We start from the raw sequence: 20638 nt of genomic DNA, 5'->3' as shown, positions 1-20638 counted from the left end.
TCTTTATTTGATGCGGATGGCGAGAATCGAACTCGCAAGGCATAAGCCACACGCCCCTCAAGCGTGCGTGTCTACCAATTCCACCACATCCGCCTATGACTGAATCCGGGTCAAACGGTTTAGGCTGTTTGATCGGGTTTAATCAGTATAGGACAGGGTGTAGAGGTTTACCATGCTTTGCTTAAAATTTTTGGTCTCCTCAGGTGGGATCTGAGGGATCTAAGCCCAGCACCCTGGCATAGCAGGCTTCGTAGGCATCCACCATTCTCTCGACGCTAAATCGGGCCTTGACCGCCTCCCGGCAACGCCACCGATCGAACTGACGGACGATCTCGACCTGGCGTGCCATCTCCTCAACGCTGTCACAGATTAGGCCAGAGACGCCCGGCTGAATCACCTCTGGCACCGCCCCCATGCGCATTCCCAGGACGGGGGTACCGCAGGCCATGGACTCAATCATCACAATTCCAAACGGTTCATTCCAGGTAATTGGAAATAGGGTGACGCTGGCCTGTCCCAGGAGCGCGATCTTCTCGGCCTGGGTGATCTCGCCCAGATACTGAATGTGCTGGCCATCAATTTCGGGTTTGATGACCGACTCAAAAAAGTCTGCATCCTCCTGGCCAAACTTTCCGGCAATGCGGAGCGGAATCTGGATCTGCTGGGCAATGGCAATGGCGTGGTGAATGCCTTTTTCCGGGGAAATTCGCCCCAGAAAAGCCAGATACTCCGGCGATTGTGGCTTTGCGAAGAAGGGGAGCGCCTCTAAGTCAATCGCGTTATGGACCGTGCCTACGTAGTTAAGCGTGGGACAAGGTTTTCGCTGGGCATCACTGACGGAAACGAAGGCCTGTTGGCCATACTGGCTGAGGATCTGACACGTTTCTGGAATCAGGTCCATGTGTAATGTGTGGAGGGTTGGGGTGGTGGATCGGGCGGCAAAGGGCAGGGCACTCATCTCCAAATGGGAGTGAATCACATCAAACTCCCCGGCCTGTTCGTATAGTCGCTTAAGCTGGATCTGTTCTAGAGCAACGTGCTTACGGTTCAGCCGCCAGAGGTTATCGCCTCGGGCTTGAGGATCATGGCGCAGGGCATAATCACAAGGGGCAACCAGATTGCCATGGGTATGGGAGTCTCCAGACGCAAACAGCGTCACACGATGCCCTCGATGAATGAGCGCTTCCGTCAGGAGGTGGACAATCATTTCGATTCCCCCGTAACCTTTCGGGGGGACCTGCTCCCAGAGGGGGCAAATCTGAGCAACTCGCAATTTCTGTTTCAACGGCGGCAACATTCCCAGCGTTAGAAAAGGGTCAAACAACGATAAATCACTAGCCTAAAGCATCGTAGCTAGAAGATTGAGACTTTGGCCATGGGGAAACAGAGGCGCCGTCGTTTCTGACGGCAGGGACGGGAGTTGGTACAATCAAGCGGTGAATCTATCTCAATAAATCCCTGTGGTTGTTAAGCCAGATTGGTTACGAGTTAAAGCGCCTCAGTGGGAACGGGTGGGGCAAGTCAAGGATATCCTGCGCGATCTCCATCTCAATACGGTTTGTGAAGAGGCCTCCTGCCCTAATATTGGGGAATGCTTTCACCACGGCACGGCGACGTTTTTGATTATGGGGCCAGCCTGCACTCGGGCCTGCCCCTACTGCGACATTGATTTTGAGAAGAAACCTCAAGCCCTTGATCCCACAGAACCGCTGCGCCTGGCTGAAGCGGTGCGCCGAATGGGATTAAACCATGTGGTGATTACCTCCGTGAATCGAGATGACTTAGAGGATGGTGGGGCGTCCCAGTTTGTGCGCTGCATTCAGAACGTGCGTCAGGTTTCCCCTAAAACCACCATTGAGGTCCTGATCCCCGACCTGTGCGCCAACTGGGAGGCTCTGCGGGTGATTTTATCGGCTCAGCCCGAAGTCCTGAATCACAATACGGAAACTGTCCCCCGGCTCTATCGGCGCACCCGCCCTCAGGGAGACTATCAGCGATCGCTTGATCTGCTGAGACAGACCCGAGCGATCGCGCCCTGGGTCTATACCAAATCCGGGATCATGGTGGGGCTGGGGGAAACCGATGCGGAGGTACGAGCGGTAATGGCCGATCTGCGGGCAGTGGATTGCGATATTTTGACCATTGGCCAATACCTCCAGCCCACGGCCAAACATTTAGGAGTTGAAACCTTTATTACGCCAGAACAGTTTGCCGCCTGGCATGCCTACGGTACGGAATTGGGCTTTTTGCAGGTGGTCGCTTCTCCCTTAACTCGCAGCTCCTACCATGCCGAGCAAGTGCAACGCTTGATGCGAGAGCACCCCAGGCCGATTCCTGCCCCTGGGTGATCCTGTGGGACCGGTTGGTTTGTAACTAATTTTTTTCTAGTGATTTATTCCTAGGCTCAATACCCAGTAGAGTAGGGGTAGTTCTGTCTTGTGGAGAACTGCTGCCGTTTCGCGCATGGATGAGGAGTCCTTTCATGCTCACTCTGCTCTTGGTTTGGACGATCGCCCTGGGAAGCTTGGCCATTTTTCTGGCGGGGATGATTTTTCCAGAACTCAGTCGCAAAAACGATCTCATTTGGGTCGGGGTCGGACTCTTTTATGCCCTGATCCTTTGGGTCTATTCTGGCAAGATTGGAGGGGGACTGCTGCTGGGGCAAACCGCTGGCGTGTCCATGCTGGTTTGGTTGGGATGGCAAACCATGACCCAGCGTCGGGAACTCACGCCTGAGGATAAGAAAACACCAGTGCCAGAATGGCTCCAGAAAATCGTGGACCTTCTCGTGCCCCTCTGGGAAAAGCTGACCACGGCGCTCAGCAATCAGTTGGGCCTGGAGTCTGCAGCCGGTGAGACCGGGGGCGAAGGATCCCTGGGTGGAATTAAGACCAAGGTGCTTGATGTTCTAGATCGGCTGAATTCTAAACCAGGCCGATCTGCCCCCTCCACCGTGGATGTGACGGGTGCTGTCGTCTCCGACGAACAATCCGTCGAATCAGAAGAGGACTGGGAAGTGGAGGAGGAAACGGTCCAGGCGGCGGAGAAGACTGCTGAGGTAGCCCCCCCTCCAGGGGAAGCGGTTGCGGTAGATTCAGAAACGGCCGCGGAGTCCGAGACCGTGACCACCGCGATGGAGGACCCCCCAGAGATTGAGGGAGGATCAGCGGAGTCTCCTGAAGCGGGGGACGCAGAGCCTGTGCAGACCGAGGTAAGTCCAACGGCCCAAGCTGATGGCGCAGAACCCCCTGCGGATGCGACGGTGATTCAGTCTCCCGAGGAGCGCGTGAACGTGGATATTCCAGAGGCTCCTGCCCCCGCAGAGGTGGAGGGAGTGGTTCACCAAGAAGACCCCCAAGCCCCGGATCTGGAGACTGAAGATCGCGCGGATATGGTGAATCATGGGGGGAACACCGCAGGGCCTGCTCCAGAGACTGGGGACCCTGGGGAACTGGAAACCAGTAACTGGCCTCCAGATCCAGTGGACTAGATCACCAGTGGGCTGGATCACCAGTGAACTAGACATAGACTTCACCTCGGGCTTTTCGCAGTCGGATTGCGATCGCTCGGTTAAGATCAGGGATGTCAAACTTTTTCCTCTCCCAAACCTGTGACTCAATCTGGACAGTATAAAAAGACCGTTAATCTCCCTCGCACCAGGTTTGACATGCGGGCCAATGCCGTCAAACGCGAACCTGAACTGCAGAAATTCTGGGCTGAGGAGCAGATTTACGAAACGCTGTCCCAGGAAAATCCGGGGGATGTATTTGTCTTGCATGATGGTCCTCCCTACGCCAACGGGGACCTGCACATTGGTCATGCCCTGAATAAGATTCTGAAGGACATCATCAATAAGTTCCAAATTCTGCAGGGACGCAAGGTTCGCTACGTGCCGGGCTGGGATTGCCACGGCTTGCCCATTGAGCTGAAGGTGCTGCAAACCCTTAAACCCGATCAGCGCCAAAATCTGACGCCCTTAAAGCTCCGCTGGAAGGCTCGAGATTTTGCGCTAAAAACGGTCGATCGCCAGCGATCTGGATTCCAACGCTACGGCGTTTGGGGAGATTGGGAGAACCCCTATCTGACCCTGCAGCCCGAGTATGAAGCGGCCCAAATTGATGTCTTTGGCAAGATGGTCCTCAAGGGCTATATCTACCGCGGTCATAAACCCGTTTACTGGAGTCCCAGTTCTCAAACGGCCCTGGCTGAAGCGGAACTGGAATATCCCGAAGGCCATACTTCTCAGAGCATCTATGTCAGTTTTGCCATCGCGTCCCTGTCCCCCGATGCCCAGGCAACTCTGGCCCAGTTTATGCCGGGATTGAAGGTGGCGATCTGGACGACCACCCCCTGGACCATTCCGGGGAATTTGGCAGTGAGTCTGAATCCGGATCTTACCTATGCTGTGGTGGAAACGGCTAACCAGGACTATTGGCTGGTGGCGGCAGATCTCGTTGAGACTTTGCAACGGACCTTTGAAACGCCGTTAATAGTGAAGGCCACGCTGCCGGGGAAAGCTCTGGAGCATTCCACCTACCGCCATCCCCTGTTTGACCGGGAAGGGCCATTGGTGATGGGCGCTTATGTCACCACAGAATCGGGTACAGGCTTAGTGCACACGGCCCCTGGGCACGGGCAGGAAGACTATCAGGTAGGACAGCACTACGGGCTGGCGGTTCTCTCGCCGGTGAATGGAGAGGGGCGCTTTACAGCCGAGGCCGGTCCCTTTGAAGGACTAGACGTTCTCAATGGTGGCAACGAAGCGGTGATCCAGGCCTTGCAGGCGGCTGGATCCCTTCTCAAGCAAGAGGCTTATGCCCACAAATATCCCTACGACTGGCGTACCAAAAAGCCGGTGATTCTCCGGGCCACCGAGCAGTGGTTTGCCTCTGTGGATGGATTCCGATCGGCGGTTCTAGAGGCCATCGCTCAGGTGAGTTGGGTGCCAGCACAAGGGGAAAACCGGATTACGGCCATGGTTTCAGAGCGTTCGGATTGGTGCATCTCGCGTCAGCGAAATTGGGGCGTGCCCATTCCTGTGTTCTACGAAGCGGAAACCGGCGAACCGCTGCTCAATGAAGCAACCTTGAAGCACATCAAGACAATCATTGCCGAAAAGGGATCTGATGCCTGGTGGGAGATGTCTGTGGCAGACTTGTTGCCGGAACCCTACCGCAGCGACGGAAAAAACTATCTCAAAGGCACCGACACCATGGATGTCTGGTTTGATTCCGGTTCCTCCTGGGCTGCCGTGGTCCAACAGCGCCACAATCTGCGCTACCCGGCTGATCTTTACCTGGAAGGCTCAGACCAGCATCGCGGCTGGTTCCAGTCCAGCTTGCTCACCAGTGTGGCGGCAGAGGGGGTGGCGCCCTATAAACAGGTGCTCACCCACGGGTTTGTTCTCGACGAGCAGGGGCGCAAAATGAGTAAGTCTCTGGGGAACGTGGTGGATCCGGCCATTGTGATCGAGGGTGGAAAAAACCAGAAGGAAGATCCCGCCTACGGAGCCGATGTGCTGCGGCTGTGGGTGTCTTCGGTGGACTACGCCTCCGATGTGCCTCTGGGAAAAAATATCCTGCGACAGATGGCCGATGTCTATCGCAAGATTCGCAATACAGCCCGGTTTTTGATTGGCAACCTGCACGATTTTAATCCCGCCATCGACGCAGTGCCCTATTCAGAGTTGCCGGAGCTAGATCGCTACATGCTGCACCGGATGACGGAGGTGTTTGGCGAAGTTACCGATGCCTTTAAGAGTTATCAGTTTTTCCGGTTCTTTCAGACTGTGCAAAACTTCTGCGTGGTGGATCTGTCCAATTTTTATCTGGATATTGCGAAGGATCGCCTTTATATCAGTGCAGCCAACGCCCAGCGGCGGCGCAGCTGCCAGACGATTCTGGCCATCGCTCTGGAAAATCTGGCCCGCGCCATTGCCCCGGTGCTTTCTCATATGGCTGAGGATATCTGGCAAGCGCTCCCCTATGAGACGGAGGCGGCATCTGTGTTTGAATCCGGCTGGTTAACAATGGACGCCCAGTGGAGTCAGCCGGATCTAGCCCAGATCTGGTCTCAGCTTCGCCAGGTGCGGCAAGAGGTGAATAAGGTTATGGAGGTGGCCCGTAGCAGTAAGCAGATTGGCGCTTCTCTGGAAGCCAAGGTGCTGCTGTCTGTTCCCAATCCTCAGATCAAGGCGCTGCTGGCTAGATTTAATCCCCGCGCGGATCAAGCCAGCAATGGTGTTGATGAGCTGCGCTATTTCTTCCTGGCTTCTCAGGTGGAGTTGGTGGAATCTGCTGCCCCGATTCAAACTCTGGACTTTCATTCCGAGGCGGAGATAGCTACCGTAGGTGTTATCCAGGCGGAGGGGGAAAAATGCGATCGCTGCTGGAATTATTCCACCCAGGTGGGGCAAGATCCCCAGCATCCCCTGCTGTGCGATCGCTGTGTTCCGATCGTGACCTCAATGATTTCCCAGGGACAGATTGTTCAGGATGAGGAGGGGGTTTGGCAACCTCAATAGATCGCGCCGATATCCTTGTCAATGTCCGTGATCTTTTAGAGTCAGCATCAAAGGCTCTGGCACTGCGTTATGTCTTCTCCTGCAATCCCCATTGAATGACAATAGAGTCATTACGTCGCTACACCATGAGCAAGGGATGAAAAAAGCAGATCGGAGAAAATATGCAACGTTGAGTCCCTTTCAACTCAAGGATCAGCTGATCCAGTTTGCTACCAGTCATGCTGAACGGATGATGCTGAACGCAGGGCGGGGCAATCCAAACTGGTTAGCCACCACGCCACGCGCTGGGTTCTTTCAACTGGGACTTTTTGCCGTGGAGGAGTCCCAGCGGGTTCTAACAAAGGATCAATTGGGCGGAATCCCGCACCGAGAAGGAATCGCCCTTCGGTTGGAGCAATTTCTAGCGGCGCGATCGCAGCAGCCGGGCATCGCCTTTTTGCACGATTGCCTAACCTATGGAGCAACGCATTTAAACCTGGATCCCGATGAGTGGGTCTATGAACTGGTGCAGGGAATTCTGGGCGATTGTTATCCGGAACCAGTGCGAGTGCTGAGCCAGACGGAAAAAGTTCTTCAGCGCTATCTGGTGCAAGAGCTATGCAATGATCAGCCGCCACCGGGGCAATACGACCTGTTTGCCACTGAGGGAGGCACAGCCGCCATTTGCTACATTTTCAATTCCCTGCTGGAAAATAAGATTCTGCACAAGCACGACAAAATTGCCCTGGGTACGCCGATCTTTACCCCGTACCTGGAAATTCCCCACCTGAACACCTTCCGGCTGCAATCGCTGGCCGTGGAAGCCTCGGAAGCCATGGGTTGGCAGATTCCGGCCACCGAGCTCGACAAGTTAGCCGACCAGGAGGTAAAGGCCTTCTTTTTGTGCAATCCCGCCAATCCCACCTCGGTGAGACTGGAATCCAACGCGATCGCAAAACTGGTGGATTTGGTCACCACCGAGCGACCCGACCTGATTGTCATTACGGATGATGTCTACAGTACCTTTGTGGAAGACTTCCGGTCCCTGATGGCGGTCCTGCCGCAGAATACGATTACCGTGTACTCCTACTCTAAGTACTTTGGGGCAACAGGCTGGCGATTGGGGGTGATCGCCCTGCATCGCGATAATGTGATTGATCGGATGATTGCAGCACTGCCCGCTTCCACGACCCGTCACCTGAACCAGCGCTACGCCCATCTGCACCTAGAACCCCAGCGACTGAAGTTCATCGATCGCATGGTTGCGGACAGTCGCAATGTTGCCCTCAATCACACCGCGGGATTGTCTACCCCGCAACAGGTGCAAATGGTCTTATTTTCTCTGTTCTGTCTACTGGATCACGAGGATCACTATCAGCACACCTGCCAGGGCCTGGTTACCCAGCGATGGCAGGCCCTTTACCAAGCCTTGGGAAGCGTCTCCCCCCATGCCCCTGATCACACTCACTACTACACGACGATCGATTTGCTAAAGCTGGCGATGGACAGCTATGACTCCGATTTCGTAGACTATCTGGTAAAACACCATCACCCCCTTGATTTTGTGTTCCAACTGGCCCAGGATCAGGGCATAGTGCTGTTACCAGGAGGGGGCTTTGAGGCTCCGCAATGGTCGGTGCGGGTATCCCTGGCCAATCTCCCCGATGCAGCCTATGTGAGAATTGGGCAAGCGATTATTGCGTTGATGCAGGCCTATCATGCTGAATGGAAAGCCAAGACCGACACCCACACCCCACCGCCTCGAGTTCCATCCAGTATGAGACATCGAGTCAGACCTGGAAGCCACTCCTTTGCAGCCTTTGATCCCGATCGCGATCGCTTTGAATATCGTTGTGAATGTGGCACCAGACAACCAGCCCATCTCCATCCCATTCCTGGCATCCTGCTGATCGGTGGTGCAGAGGAGGGATGTTTGGGAGAAGATGCAGCAACCCGCTGGTTTCTCAACCGGGCCAGGGGGGGAGACTATTTAGTCTTGCGATTGGGTGGGGTGGGTTCGCAAGCAGCCTGGGTCTGTGACCATTATCGAGAGTTTGTCAACTCTGCGGCTGAACTCTCCATCGACAGTCGCGCAGCGGCCAATCATCCAGCGGTTATTCAGCTTATCCGCGATGCTGATGCGTTATTTATCGCGGGAGGAAATCAGAACGAGTATGAAGATTATTGGGAAGGATCAGCCGTTGAAACAGCTATTAATGACTTAATTCATCGAAAAAAGATTCCTATCGCTGGCACCAGCGCCGGCATGGCCATTTTGGGAGATTATTACTACGCCCCTGCCCACGAAGGGGTGATCAGTTCAGAAATTTTGAACGATCCGTTTCATCACAATACCAAAGATCTTTATCGCAGTGATTTTATTCAGGTCCCCTTTCTAAAGCATGTGATTACGGATACCCATTTGGATCGAAGGGACCGGGATTATCCCGAAACCCGATATGGAAGATTGTTTGGATTTTTAGCCAGAATTGTGCATGACACAGGCAATCAACATCCGGTATATGGCATCGGCCTGGAGGAAGGAAGCTTTGTGGCCATCGATGAACACGGCATAGCTACGGTTTTTGGCAACGGCACTACCCAAGGACAGGATGCCTATTTTTTACAAACTCAAGGCCTGGCCCCTGAGCAGATACAACCAGGCTTGCCGCTGATTTGGAATCACCACGGCAAGGCGGTTAAGGTCTATAGGATTTCAGGAACCCCTGAGGGCAGTGGTCAGTTCAATCTCACGAATTGGTCCCAGGCCGAGGGAGGTCGTTGGGAATACTGGTTTACCCGAGGGGGATCGGCTGGGTTTCACCCCATACTTTAGGCGTGTGGCTTGTTGAACCCTAGGTCCGCCCTGGCTTCTCCTTGCCATAGGTCAAGGTCCTAGCGGGGGGTGAACCACCCTACACAAGCTTGCCTCTCAAGATACAAGGTTCTTCATGGAACGCTTTTACCAATTCTTTGCCCGTTTTGGGAGTTTGGTGGGTCACCAATTCGTAATTCTCCCTATAATAGGGCAGATGTCTGAATAGCCTCCTCTATCTATGATTAAATTCTTCACTATTAGCCTTGTTATAGTCGCAGCATTGGTTCCGATAGCAACTGCTCAAGAGTCCTTCCACTCGATTGAGAACCCTCAGATTGATTCTGATACTTTCTTGCAGCATGTTACTGAATCTCATCAATTGAGATCGCAACGCCGGATTTCTGAACAAACCTTCATGGAGATGGCAAAGGACCCAAATACAATTATCCTGGATGCGAGAACTGTAGAGCGTTATAACCAACTCCACGTCAAAGGCGCTAAGTCTCTAAGCTTCACAGAGTTCACTGCAGAAAATTTGGCCGCTGTAATTCCTTCAAAAGACACGCGGATTCTGATCTATTGCAACAATAATTTCGAAAATTCTCCCATTGCCTTTGCAACCAAGGCCCCGTCGGCATCGTTGAACCTTTCTACCTATACATCGCTTTTTAGCTACGGCTACCGTAACGTCTATGAATTAGGCCCTGTCATTGATCCAGCAAATTCTCAGCTTCAATTTGAGGGATCGTTATCAAGCTAGTGCTGCAAAACTTACACTGCAGCCAAATCTTGATCACCAGTCCGTACACGGACAATCTGGTCTACCGGACTAATAAAAATCTTGCCATCGCCAATCTCACCAGTGCGAGCGATCGCAACAATAGTTTCCACCACCAGATCCGCTTGTTCATCAGCAACCACCACCTCAAGCTTCACCTTTTGCAATAGCCCTACGGTATGCTCTGACCCGCGAAAGCGCTCAGCGTATCCTCTTTGTCGACCAAAGCCACGCACTTCAGAAACAGTGATTCCGGAAATACCGGAATCAACTAAGGCAATCTTGACTTCCTCAAGCTTAAAAGGACGAATAATAGCCTCAACTTTTTTCAAAGACGCTTCTCCAATTCCAATCGCCTTGATTCACAACTTTACTTACTTTCTCACGGTACTACTACACGGTAACCGAAATTTGTAGCAATTATTACTTTGTTCGGTGGGGTGTAGCGTCATTGAATCAGGTCTGCTTCTTTTAGGCAACCCCTCGCAACTGCAACACGTGTCGAGAACTTGTAGCCCTTCGCGAAGTCAAATTTCTCCACCGCCCGATTCAGCCCGAATGCTCCCTCTTGAATCAGGTCTTCCAAATCCAGTCAACAGTTACGATGGTGTGGCGATTACCGATCAACTCCTCCATTGTCTTCAGCCTCTCATTACCGATGGCGAGGTCAAAAGTATTCTGGTGTTTCCCAGATCAGGCCAATCGGAAACCCGCATCGCCAAAATCAAACAACTGCTCACCCCCGAATCTCTCAAAATCACAGGACGCACCCAATGGCACAGGGTCTATCGCCAAGAATGTGCCTAATTTCCGCAAGAGTTCATGCCTGGACGAACACATCTCCTTGTTCGGGATGTCTCCGGTGGTTCTCGCGATGCGTCCTTGAGAAAAATTGAACTCCCTTGGGGCCTCACTGTACCCTAGCAGTAAATCTTGGATGAAGACTCCATGAAGCCGCTGATTCATCGCACTAAAATTGTTGCCACCATCGGTCCTGCCAGTGATTCCCCGGCCATCATTCGCAGCCTGCTAAACGCCGGGATGAATGTGGCCCGGCTAAATTTTTCCCATGGGGACTACTCGGACCATGCCCAACGCATTCAACGGTTGCGATCTGCTGCCGCCGAGATGGATCTCCCGCTAATGATCCTGCAGGATTTACAAGGCCCTAAAATCCGCGTCGGGTCGCTCCCCCAGGATTTCATTTGCCTGCAGCCTCACACCTCCCTCACCCTGGTGCCCAATGCCGATTTTAGCGCCCAGCCCCACACCGTTGGCATCGACTATCCAGACTTGGCAGAGGAAGCCATCCCAGGAACGCCCATTCTCCTAGATGACGGACTGCTGGAGCTGCGGGTTGAAGCCGTTCAAGGCCGTGCGGTGCAGTGTCTTGTTATCAAGGGCGGTCTCTTGAAAAGTCGCAAGGGCGTCAACTTGCCCACCCTTAACCTGCGCCTCCCATCCGTCACCGCAAAAGATGAGCAAGACTTAGGGTTTGGCATTGATCAGGGGGTTGACCTAATTTCTTTGAGTTTCGTGCGCCACAGCGACGATATTCGCCACCTGAAAAGATTACTCACTGCCCAGGGATCCCAAATTCCGGTTCTAGCTAAACTCGAAAAACCCCAGGCCATCGCCAATCTCGACGCGATCATCGAAGCTAGTGATGCCATCATGGTGGCGCGAGGCGATCTGGGGGTCGAGCTTAATCCAGAAAAGGTGCCCCTGATCCAGAAAAAGATCATTCAACGCTGCAATGAAAGGGGAAAGCCGGTGATTACCGCCACCCAAATGCTAGATAGCATGATTGAGCATTCCCGGCCCACCCGCGCCGAAGCGAGTGATGTGGCGAACGCCATCATTGATGGAACGGATGCAGTCATGCTCTCGGGAGAATCCGCCATTGGCAAATATCCAGTTGAGGCGGTCAAGATGCTGGCGAAAATTGCGATCGCCGTCGAACCCGCCATTGAGTTTGCAAACTATCCCCCCACCCGCATTGAGGACACCGATGCCATTAGCGAAGCGCTCCATGCCATTGACGATACCCTAGATCTGCAGTGTATTGTGGCCTTAACGGAAACGGGCTACACCGCTAGACTCGCCTCCCAGGAGCGTCCCAAAGCACCCATCGTCGCCTATACTCCCCATGAACACATCTATCGCTACCTGAGCCTCATCTGGGGAATTCGTCCCGTTCTTACCCAGTTTCCCAACAGTTCGCTAGAACATCTGCTCCCAAAAATTGAAGCCGATCTGGTGCAGCGTCAGTTTGCCGCCCCAGGCGATAAGATTCTGATTATGGGCGGCCTGCCGATGGGCACCGCTGGCGGCACCAACTTTCTCAAAATCCATACTCTCCCGCAGCCCACGGATCTCGGGGCAGAATCCCCCTGAAGGGACTGGCAAAATTGCTACGATACTAGCGATTTTCTTGCAGATTGAATTTTCCCATGAGAGTTGCATTTTTTAGCGCTAAGAGCTACGACCAGGCCAGCTTTGATCAAGCGAACCAGGAGTTTGGTCATGACCTCACCTACTTTGATACTCGATTAACGGCCGATACAGTGACCCTCGCCCAGGACTTTCCCGCCATTTGTGCCTTTATCAATGACGATCTGGGAGCAAGGATTCTGCACAGTTTAGCGGACACCGGCACCCAACTGTTGGCTTTGCGATCAGCCGGCTTCAATCACGTGGATCTCAACACTGCAAAGGATCTGGGCATTGCCGTGGTGCGGGTGCCTGCCTATTCTCCCTATGCGGTGGCGGAACATGCCGTGGGGCTGATCCTGATGTTGAATCGAAAACTTTATCGATCCTATAATCGCGTTCGCGACGATAATTTTGCCCTCCAAGGCCTGCTCGGATTTGATTTGCACCGCAAGACCGTTGGCGTGATAGGCACCGGCCAAATTGGCCAATGCTTTGCCCAAATCATGCAGGGGTTTGGCTGTCGAGTCATTGCTTACGATGTGCACCCCAATCCTAGCTGCGTCAAGCAGGGGATTGATTACCTGGATTTGTTAGACGTGATGGGACAATCGGACATTCTTTCCCTCCACTGCCCCTTGGTGCCTACTACCTATCACCTGATTAACGAAGACACTCTCCAAGCCCTTAAGCCGGGGGCCATGTTAATCAACACCAGCCGGGGCGCCCTTGTGGATACCAAGGCCGTTATTACCGGCATCAAGTCCGGCCAAATTGGCTATTTTGGCACCGATGTCTATGAAGAGGAGGAAAATTTGTTCTTTGAAGACCTCTCGGACCACATTATTCAAGATGATACCTTTCAACTCCTTCAATCCTTTCCGAATGTGGTGATCACAGCCCATCAGGCTTTTTTTACGCAAGAAGCCCTGGCAACCATTGCCCAGACTACCCTGGCCAACATCCGCAAAATTGAACAGGGATACCCCTGCGAAAATCAGCTGTGAGACATTTATCTTTACATCACCGCAAGTCGTTACTTGTAAGACAAAAAACTTTCATGAAATAGACTTTCCATATTTCTAAATCGATCTATATTAGTAATTGAAGCTTATAGCTTCCCTGGCAGATTAAACAGCCAATGTTCCATTAGTAAAGAGGTAAAAAAGCTGTTCAGCGAACAATCTGTCTCGATTCATGAGAATAGCATCCAAGTTGTTCCTTGAGAGAGCTTAAAGTGGAAAAAAGGGAGTAACGCTCTTGGTTGAGTTGGCGAGTAGCTTATCCAAAAGGCTCCATTTCAACGCAGTAACCCAAGCTCTACATCAAGTTTGAATACGAGGGATGCTATTCTCATTGTGTTTTAGCTCTACAGGGTAGCAAAAAGAAGAATTGACTGCCCTGGCCCAACTGACTTTGGACCCAGATTTTTCCGCCATGCTGATGAATAATGCTGCGGCAAATGGCCAATCCTAGGCCTGTGCCTTGGCGATCGCGGACATCGGAGGAGTCCACGGGCCGAAATCGTTCAAAGATTTGTGCAAGTTTATCTTTTGGGATTCCCCGACCTTGATCGCGCACTTCACAGAGTAGATGCTGGTCCTGCTGGGTTAAGCGCAGGGTCACCGTTTGCTGGGGATCGGAAAATCGAATGGCATTACTGAGCAGGTTTGTCAGGGCCTGAACAAAGCGATCGCCATCCACCTCAACCTGCATGGATGTGATCTCCACCTCCATCTGCACCTGGGCCTTCTCTGCCAGGAATTGGACCTCTTGAATGGCGCGGTCCACCAGTTTTCGTAACTCCCAAAGGTGACGATCCATGGGAATCTTGCCAGTATCAATGCGCTCGACATCTAAAATATCGTTGACCAGCCGCACCATGCGGTCGGTACTATTCACCGCAATGGAAAGCAGATCTTGAGATTGCTGAGGATCCTGGGATATCAAACCCTGGGCCAGGGTTTTCAGCGATCCATGAATAGCCGTTAGCGGAGTTCTCAGTTCATGGCTTACGGTAGAAATGAACTCATCTTTAAGCTGTTCATCCCGTTTGCGTTCACTGATATCTCGCAAAATCACTGTAAAAATGATGCCAGCCTCGCTGGGTATCTTGGCGATGGATGCTTCGGCCGGAAACTCGCTTCCGTCCCGACGCTTGCCATAGATTTCCTGACGATCGGCCATGGGCTTAGTTTGTTGGCGGGTCTGGGCAAAGGCTCGCACATGATGTTGATGTCTTTGAACCCAGCGATCAGGAATGATCCAATCCAATGGCTTACCCAAAATTTCAGCCGGTTCAAATCCAAAGATGTGGGACGCGCCTTGATTGAAGAAAATAATGTTTTGCTGGCTATTAATCCCAAGAATTGCATCTTCGGCAATGTCCAGAATTTTAAACAGTTGCTCCGCCCCCAAGCTCATGATTTCTCGATTGTCCGGGGGAAGGGATTGCCCCTCTGGGTTTTGGCTGGGGGCAGCGTCCTTGGCAGGAATGGGGGACTGTTGCTTTGTCAATGGGCTCTGTGACAGACTGATCTGTCCCCGCAAGGTATTGGATCGCTCCAGACGATTGAGAATGCGAGTCACGAGTTCTGGCCCCACAATGGGCTTGGAAACAAAATCGTCTCCCCCCGCGCAAAACACCTGATTCAGAGCGCTCTCATCCCGGTGAAAGGTTAGAAAAAGAATCGGTAATCGGGACCAGACGGCACTCCTGCGAACGGCTTGACAAAGTTCCAAACCGGTAATGTCCGGCATTTGAATATCGAGGATCAGCAGATCGGGTCGGACCGTTTCTAAGCTCTGCCAGAATTGCTTGGGATCGCATAGTGTGGTTACTTCCAGTCCCCAGGGAGAGAGAATCACCTGAAGCAAGGCGAGAATGCTGGGGTCATCGTCCACGGCTAAGATTTTTCCCTCCGAAAGCTGAGGAGTCCTCTCTAGAATAGGGTGCTGAGACTGGTGCATCTTGGGGAACTGCGGCGATCGCTGTGCCACAAGATCCTTGAGTTGCTGTACCCCCTGGGATAATTCCGATAGTTCAGAGGGCTTCAGAGGAGGGGGCTGCCGCAAGCGCTGCTCTAACTGCTGGGCCAGTTCCGATGCCTGGGTCAACCCAAAGGTGCCCAGGGAGCCCGCCAGCGAGTGGGCATTGCGCACCGCCGTTTCACAACTTTCGTGGGAGAGCGCGTTTTGACGAGCCTTGGTGATGGCCACCTGAATCAGTTCAATTTGATGGGAAATATTGACCTGGGACTGTTCCCAGACGGCCTGGAGCTTGCCCCGGAGCGAAACATCGCCCCAATGATCCATTCCCGTTGCCGGAGTCGAATCCGTTAGGGGGGGGCCGTCTGGTAGGCCATCTTGAGTCTCCAGGCTAGGATTGAGACGGTATCCAATCCCATATACCGTGGCAATGAAGTCCGAGGCCGCACCCGCGGCCTTGAGTTTATGGCGCAGCCCCTTAATATGGGTTCTAACGGCTTCCTCCCCAGGGGTTTCACCGTGGGACCACAGATGTTCTAGAATCATGCCGCAACTAAACACGCGGCGATTGTGGCGCAGAAATAGCTCCAGGAGGGCATATTCCTTTGGTGTCAGAGCAATGGGCTGAGCGTCGTAGTGCACTTCGCAGCTTTTAGGATCAAGGGTCACCTTTCCCCAAGCCAGGGTAGGCTCAGTGCCAGAACTGGTGCGCCGCAGTAAGGCTCGGACACGCGCCACCAGTTCACTGGGATCAAAGGGTTTCACCACGTAATCATCCGCGCCAGCGTCCAAGCCTGCCGCTTTTGCCTTGCTGCTATCGCGGGCGGTGAGCATCATGATAGGCATCGAGAGCCCCTGGGTCCGCACCTGCTTACAGACCTCCAGGCCACTGAGCTTCGGTAGGGAAATATCTAGAATCACCAGGTCGTATTCAAAAACGGCCAAAAGATCCAGGGCCGATTGCCCATCCTTCGCAATCTCTACCGCATAACGATGCACCTCAAGGATGGTCAGCAGCGTTTTTGCCACCAGGTCATCATCCTCAACTACCAGAATTTTCATAGGCCTGTCCTAGCACTTATCCCTACCCTAGTCTTTTATTTCCCCTGTGAAGCCCTCGCCATAAAAGTTCGTTACATCCTGCTGAAACCACGAGGTCTCAGGCACTTCACAACTTCCTCAAACTCAAGACTTAGAGTAAAGCTATGACGCCCCGGCAAGACCGGAGGCGATGGGAGGATAAATATGGCCCAAAAGCGGTTGAAGTCGTATTTAAAGTTAATTCAGCATCTTTCAAAGGCGCCCAAGGGAGAAGAATGGACTGTATTAAGAAAGCATGAAGATTTGATTGATTTTTACCTGATACAGCTTCTGGAACAGACCGCTCAGCAGCGCTTGCGCCAAGGAGATCACCCGGAGGGGATTTATCTGCATAACTTAGCGCGGCAGCTTTATCATCTGTTAATTTGCGATGAGGCCACTGGATGCCGCCCAGAGGATCCTGCGCCCTACGACCGGCTCATCGACACGGTGTTACGCGCAGCCCCCGAGGATCCTCTGGATCTGCTGGAGGCTCATCGGCACTTGCTCAATCCTGGCTTAGTGAACCGTATGCAGCAAAGGGCGCAACAGCTTGCTGATTCAGACCAACTGCCGTTAGCCGAGCGCCTTTGGGCTCTTTCCGAGAACCTGAGTCGGCGCTGGTTCCGGGACCACGATTTTCCCTTTCACTGTACTGCCAGCGATGTCAGGACAACTGCCTCAGAATCCCATTCCCCCTTGCCAGATCAGTCCCTTGGAGAAGATCTGCCCTGCACCGCCGCCGATCCTGCTCCCCAATTCATGGAAGCGCGAACGCCAGTATCTTTGTGGGATCAGTTTGCATATCTGGAAATCCTTGAGCGCGCTCAGGCCTGTCAATGGGTTTTGACCTCCGCACAAATCGAAGCCTTAATGGGCAGCTTTCCCCCAGTGAGAGGAGATCTCCTCACCTTTGATTGCGGCGGCTGGCGCTTTCACCGCTGGGGAAGCGTCGGAGATCAGTGGGGTTGGACGGTGTCAAAAGCCGCCTCGCCCGATGCAAAGGAAGAATACGACTGGCCAGTTTGCCTGAACGGCTCAGGCAGCCAACTCGCCTGTGCTATCAATGGATCAAGTTCTTAAACCCTCGGCAGTTGAGTCATGGTAAGGCCCTATGCTTCGCGCATCAGACATTATGAATCCCAATGTGATGACTATCCGCAGTGCTGCCACTGTTCAAGAGGCTATTGACCTGATGCGGGAGGAGGGATTACAGGCACTGGTGGTAAATCGGCGTCATCCCCAGGATGCTTACGGCATTCTCACCGATACCGATATTGTCTCTAAGGTGATTAACCGCGGTCGAAGTCCCGAGGCCATTCGCGTTTTGGAGATCATGACCAAACCCTGCATAACTATCAATCCCGATTTAGGGCTGGACTACGTGGCCAGACTGCTGGTGAATAGCCAGGTGCGTCAGGCTCCGGTGATTCAACAAGAGCTTCTGGGAATCATTTCCTACGCAGATTTACTGGAATATAGCCATCGATTCACCCATACTAAAATGCAGCTCGATGATGCCTTGGAGGTGGCCATTGACCAGGCAAGGGCCACCTGTTCCCAAACTGGACATGGTTCCAATTTATGTGCAGAGGCTTGGAAGGCGGTTGAAGAGCTGCAGGCAGAGGTGGCTTACCTGCGTCTGGAACGCTTAGAGCGCACGGCCTTTGATCTCTATTGTGATGACTTTCCCGATGCCATCGCGACGAAGGAGTATGATGCCTGGTGCAGTGGTTAGCCCCCTCAGGAAGCGCGGCCTGACAGACGCTTGATCAAAATTATCCAAGTTTGGGTATCCTAGTCACGGTTCTATCTGTTCAAGCGGGTTTGGATTTTTCCTTGGTGCGATGATGCGCCCCCGAATAGGACCTGAGTGGTGTGTATAGTCAAACGAGTAAATGTTACTTGGGGAGCTGAGTGTGACAGCTCTTGCAGTGAACGGAATTGCGCCTGATTTACCATGCACTATATCCTGAACTTTTCTACCGAGGTTGCTCCAGAGACTAAGGTCTTCATTCGTCGCAAGGCCACGGTCATACTCCAAAATCAGGGATATACGCTAACCTCAGCCCCCCTGATGGCGATCGCGACGGCTCTGGAGTCGGTGGCCCTGGAGGTGGGCGTTTCCCTGGATCACGTGATGATTTCAGGACTTTCTTCTGTGGGATAGAATCTCTAGGGCATTGCCGGGAGGGGAGCGGATTTCCCGTTAAGCGGATACTGGTATGAACGCCAGCAAGGTTCTGCTCCAGCACGGATTCTGTTGAGAGTGCGGTGGGCTATCGCCTGAATCGCGATCTGGGTCTGGACTGTAAAAAGCCCAACCCCGCAAAGTAGAAGGACTTTGCGGGGTTGGGTTGCATCAAAATCAATGCAATAGGAGCAGGTGACTCCAGTCAATGCGGGAAAGATGCAGGATTACAAAAGCTTGGTTCTAATCCGGCGATCCCCCAAACTAGCGACTCAAGGAGAATTGACGAGGGTTTTTCCAGGAGGCTTTGGAGGAGTTGTCTTCACGAGGTTTGGCCTCGTTTACCCGCAGGGTGCGACCCATCCATTCCGCTTCATCTAACGCTTCAATGGCTGCGCTTTCCTCTGTCTTGTCAGACATATCAACAAAGGCAAAGCCTCTAGGGCGGTTTTGTTCGCGATCCATGGGTAGGCTAACCCGAACAACAGACCCGTAATCTTCAAAGATACGTCTCAAATCGTCTTGAGACACATCGTAGGACAAGTTACCAACGTAAATAGACATAAAAAAGTCTCCAAATAGCTAAGACTGTGGCGAGCTGATTTCGGAGAGGCAAATTTATTCTACTGAACCAAGCAAGGCAAGAAATCAAATGAGTCAACCGAAAGAAATCTCAGACATAACCGACAATGTTTTACACCTTAGCACAGAATGAAGCGCATTGTCACCCAAGATCTCTAACCCTCTGAACAGAGCGTCCGCATAAATACACTATCAATACCCCCCCTCTAAGTCGCTCCTCAGTTCCCTAGGGTAAAAAGTGAGCCTGATCTTCCGGGGTCGGCCTTCGACAGGAATCGCGCTTTCCAAACCAGTCATAGCGATGTTGGGCCACAAACCGGTAGAGAGAATCTCGAAGTGGTAAAGGGATGACTCGGAAAACGCTGAACAGCCGCATCCAGTGATCCAGGTCTCCGCAGATGCGCAGTACGGCCTCCGATCGATCAAATAATCCTTCGGTGGTGAGATAGTAAAGGGTCCACTCTCTTTGGTTGGACGGCTGGGGCGGCAGATACTGTTGGGCCGTCTTGCCCTGAAGGGGCGCGAGCAAAATCTTAGCCTGAGGGTCTAGGCGTAACATCAGGTCCACAAACCCATTACACATCACGCATTCCCCATCAAAAAACACGATCGGACGATGTCCAGAGGGGAGAGAAGGCCTGACCTGACTCACTTGATCGGCAGGATGAGATCCAGGATGGGGAATCTGAGTTGAGCGCATGGGAAATCAGCGGAGGAACACTCCCATGCTAGAGGATTTCCTCGGTCAAAGCCCTAGACGATTCAGTTGTGACAAGATGAAAAGTCCCTTCGGTATTAGCAGCATCCATACCCCACTGTTGCTTAGGTCTGCTAGTTTGCGCCTTGGCCTTTCGGAACAAGTTGCCATTTCGGGGACATTGATGAACTGTTGCGGGGGGTATGACAGTTCTATGACCTTACTGTAGTGAATTTCAATAACCTTCGATAACAGTATATTCACGGAGATTGCAGTTTAAATTGTGTAGTTTTCGTCATACATTTGCGATCCTCCTCAGGGGCGATCGCTGCCAAGGGACAGAGGCAAGGCACCGCCGCCCTAGAAATGAGCCGCCAAAACTAAGAAACGGCGGTTCAATGTCCTCGAAATTGATCACAAGTGCTACCCCACCTAGAAGCAATCCCCCCGCTGAGGCCTGCGGCGGTCAGTTAACCGCAACGTCGTGATCGCAGTCATAGTGGCTACCTTGGGATTTGAGCAAACTAGAAGATGGGCATTGATAGGCGCTTATAGGCGACCTTTCCTTT

The 20638-nt window shown here is 52.8% G+C and carries 16 protein-coding genes, 1 tRNA gene, 1 pseudogene and 1 riboswitch; of the genes and pseudogenes, 11 read left to right on the top strand and 7 right to left on the bottom strand.

Features of this window, described 5'->3' with window-relative positions:
* Nucleotides 1-11: 11 nt before the first annotated feature.
* Together QQ91_RS07055 and QQ91_RS07050 are read right to left on the bottom strand one after the other, a co-directional pair.
* Nucleotides 12-93 (bottom strand) — tRNA-Leu (locus QQ91_RS07055).
* Between the two features lie 106 nt (nt 94-199).
* The gene (locus QQ91_RS07050; RefSeq protein WP_284707163.1) at nt 200-1297 is read right to left on the bottom strand and encodes a glycosyltransferase family 4 protein; all 1098 of its coding nucleotides are present in this window, start codon (nt 1295-1297) and stop codon (nt 200-202) included.
* Nucleotides 1298-1460: 163 nt separating this feature from the next.
* On the opposite strand from QQ91_RS07050, the gene lipA reads away from it, so the two are divergent.
* The 5 genes from lipA to QQ91_RS07025 all read left to right on the top strand — a co-directional run bounded on the left by lipA (nt 1461) and on the right by QQ91_RS07025 (nt 10080).
* Nucleotides 1461-2348 (top strand): lipoyl synthase, encoded by an 888-nt coding sequence (lipA, locus tag QQ91_RS07045; protein ID WP_166281452.1) that lies wholly within the window; start codon nt 1461-1463, stop codon nt 2346-2348.
* Nucleotides 2349-2482: 134 nt separating this feature from the next.
* The gene (locus QQ91_RS07040; protein WP_166281450.1) at nt 2483-3490 is read left to right on the top strand and encodes a Ycf66 family protein; all 1008 of its coding nucleotides are present in this window, start codon (nt 2483-2485) and stop codon (nt 3488-3490) included.
* A gap of 120 nt (nt 3491-3610) precedes the next feature.
* Entirely contained in the window at nt 3611-6523 is a 2913-nt protein-coding gene (gene ileS, locus QQ91_RS07035; protein ID WP_166281448.1) for an isoleucine--tRNA ligase, read from the top strand.
* Nucleotides 6524-6659: 136 nt separating this feature from the next.
* Nucleotides 6660-9338: a bifunctional aspartate transaminase/aspartate 4-decarboxylase gene (locus QQ91_RS07030; protein ID WP_201277376.1), complete on the top strand. Its 2679-nt coding sequence runs from the start codon at nt 6660-6662 to the stop codon at nt 9336-9338.
* 220 nt (nt 9339-9558) lie between these two features.
* Nucleotides 9559-10080, top strand: coding sequence for a rhodanese-like domain-containing protein (locus QQ91_RS07025; RefSeq protein WP_166281446.1), 522 nt, complete (start codon nt 9559-9561; stop codon nt 10078-10080).
* A gap of 11 nt (nt 10081-10091) precedes the next feature.
* Here QQ91_RS07025 and QQ91_RS07020 read toward each other — a convergent pair whose 3' ends face one another.
* Complete coding sequence (locus tag QQ91_RS07020; RefSeq protein ID WP_166281444.1) at nt 10092-10430, bottom strand: P-II family nitrogen regulator; 339 nt, start codon at nt 10428-10430, stop codon at nt 10092-10094.
* A gap of 167 nt (nt 10431-10597) precedes the next feature.
* Nucleotides 10598-10678: pseudogene (locus QQ91_RS21715) on the bottom strand (sigma factor); the annotation flags it as partial.
* Here QQ91_RS21715 and QQ91_RS07010 point away from each other — a divergent pair.
* From QQ91_RS07010 to QQ91_RS07000, 3 genes are all read left to right on the top strand, one after another.
* On the top strand, nt 10657-10905 hold the full coding sequence (locus QQ91_RS07010; RefSeq protein WP_201277375.1) for a hypothetical protein: 249 nt from the start codon (nt 10657-10659) through the stop codon (nt 10903-10905). The pseudogene QQ91_RS21715 and the gene QQ91_RS07010 overlap by 22 nt on opposite strands.
* Nucleotides 10906-11046: 141 nt before the next feature.
* A complete protein-coding gene (gene pyk / locus QQ91_RS07005) occupies nt 11047-12495 on the top strand; it encodes a pyruvate kinase (RefSeq protein WP_166281442.1) in 1449 nt (482 codons plus the stop codon).
* A gap of 56 nt (nt 12496-12551) precedes the next feature.
* Entirely contained in the window at nt 12552-13538 is a 987-nt protein-coding gene (locus QQ91_RS07000; RefSeq protein ID WP_166281440.1) for a 2-hydroxyacid dehydrogenase, read from the top strand.
* A gap of 346 nt (nt 13539-13884) precedes the next feature.
* Here QQ91_RS07000 and QQ91_RS06995 read toward each other — a convergent pair whose 3' ends face one another.
* Nucleotides 13885-16581 carry a response regulator gene (locus tag QQ91_RS06995; protein ID WP_166281438.1) on the bottom strand — a complete coding sequence of 899 codons (2697 nt, stop codon included), beginning with the start codon at nt 16579-16581 and terminating at the stop codon, nt 13885-13887.
* A gap of 183 nt (nt 16582-16764) precedes the next feature.
* Between QQ91_RS06995 and QQ91_RS06990 the strand changes: the two genes are divergently transcribed.
* The 3 genes from QQ91_RS06990 (at nt 16765) to QQ91_RS06980 (ending at nt 18769) form a co-directional block, all read left to right on the top strand.
* Nucleotides 16765-17682: a hypothetical protein gene (locus QQ91_RS06990; RefSeq protein ID WP_166281436.1), complete on the top strand. Its 918-nt coding sequence runs from the start codon at nt 16765-16767 to the stop codon at nt 17680-17682.
* A gap of 31 nt (nt 17683-17713) precedes the next feature.
* Nucleotides 17714-18337 (top strand): CBS domain-containing protein, encoded by a 624-nt coding sequence (locus tag QQ91_RS06985; protein ID WP_166281434.1) that lies wholly within the window; start codon nt 17714-17716, stop codon nt 18335-18337.
* Nucleotides 18338-18559: 222 nt separating this feature from the next.
* Entirely contained in the window at nt 18560-18769 is a 210-nt protein-coding gene (locus tag QQ91_RS06980) for a hypothetical protein (RefSeq protein WP_166281432.1), read from the top strand.
* Between the two features lie 285 nt (nt 18770-19054).
* Here the strand turns inward: QQ91_RS06980 and rbp are convergent, their stop codons facing one another.
* Nucleotides 19055-19354 (bottom strand): RNA-binding regulator, encoded by a 300-nt coding sequence (gene rbp, locus QQ91_RS06975; protein ID WP_166281430.1) that lies wholly within the window; start codon nt 19352-19354, stop codon nt 19055-19057.
* A gap of 244 nt (nt 19355-19598) precedes the next feature.
* Entirely contained in the window at nt 19599-20072 is a 474-nt protein-coding gene (locus QQ91_RS06970) for a thiol-disulfide oxidoreductase DCC family protein (protein ID WP_166281428.1), read from the bottom strand.
* 88 nt (nt 20073-20160) lie between these two features.
* Nucleotides 20161-20248: riboswitch (cyclic di-GMP riboswitch) on the bottom strand.
* Nucleotides 20249-20638: the final 390 nt, after the last annotated feature.

The sequence above is a fragment of the Lyngbya confervoides BDU141951 genome, assembly GCF_000817775.3.
Classification (GTDB): Bacteria; Cyanobacteriota; Cyanobacteriia; order Thermosynechococcales; family Thermosynechococcaceae; genus Lyngbya; species Lyngbya confervoides.
The sequence above is the reverse complement of the archived record's forward strand: the minus strand, read 5'-3'. Positions and strand labels throughout refer to the sequence as shown.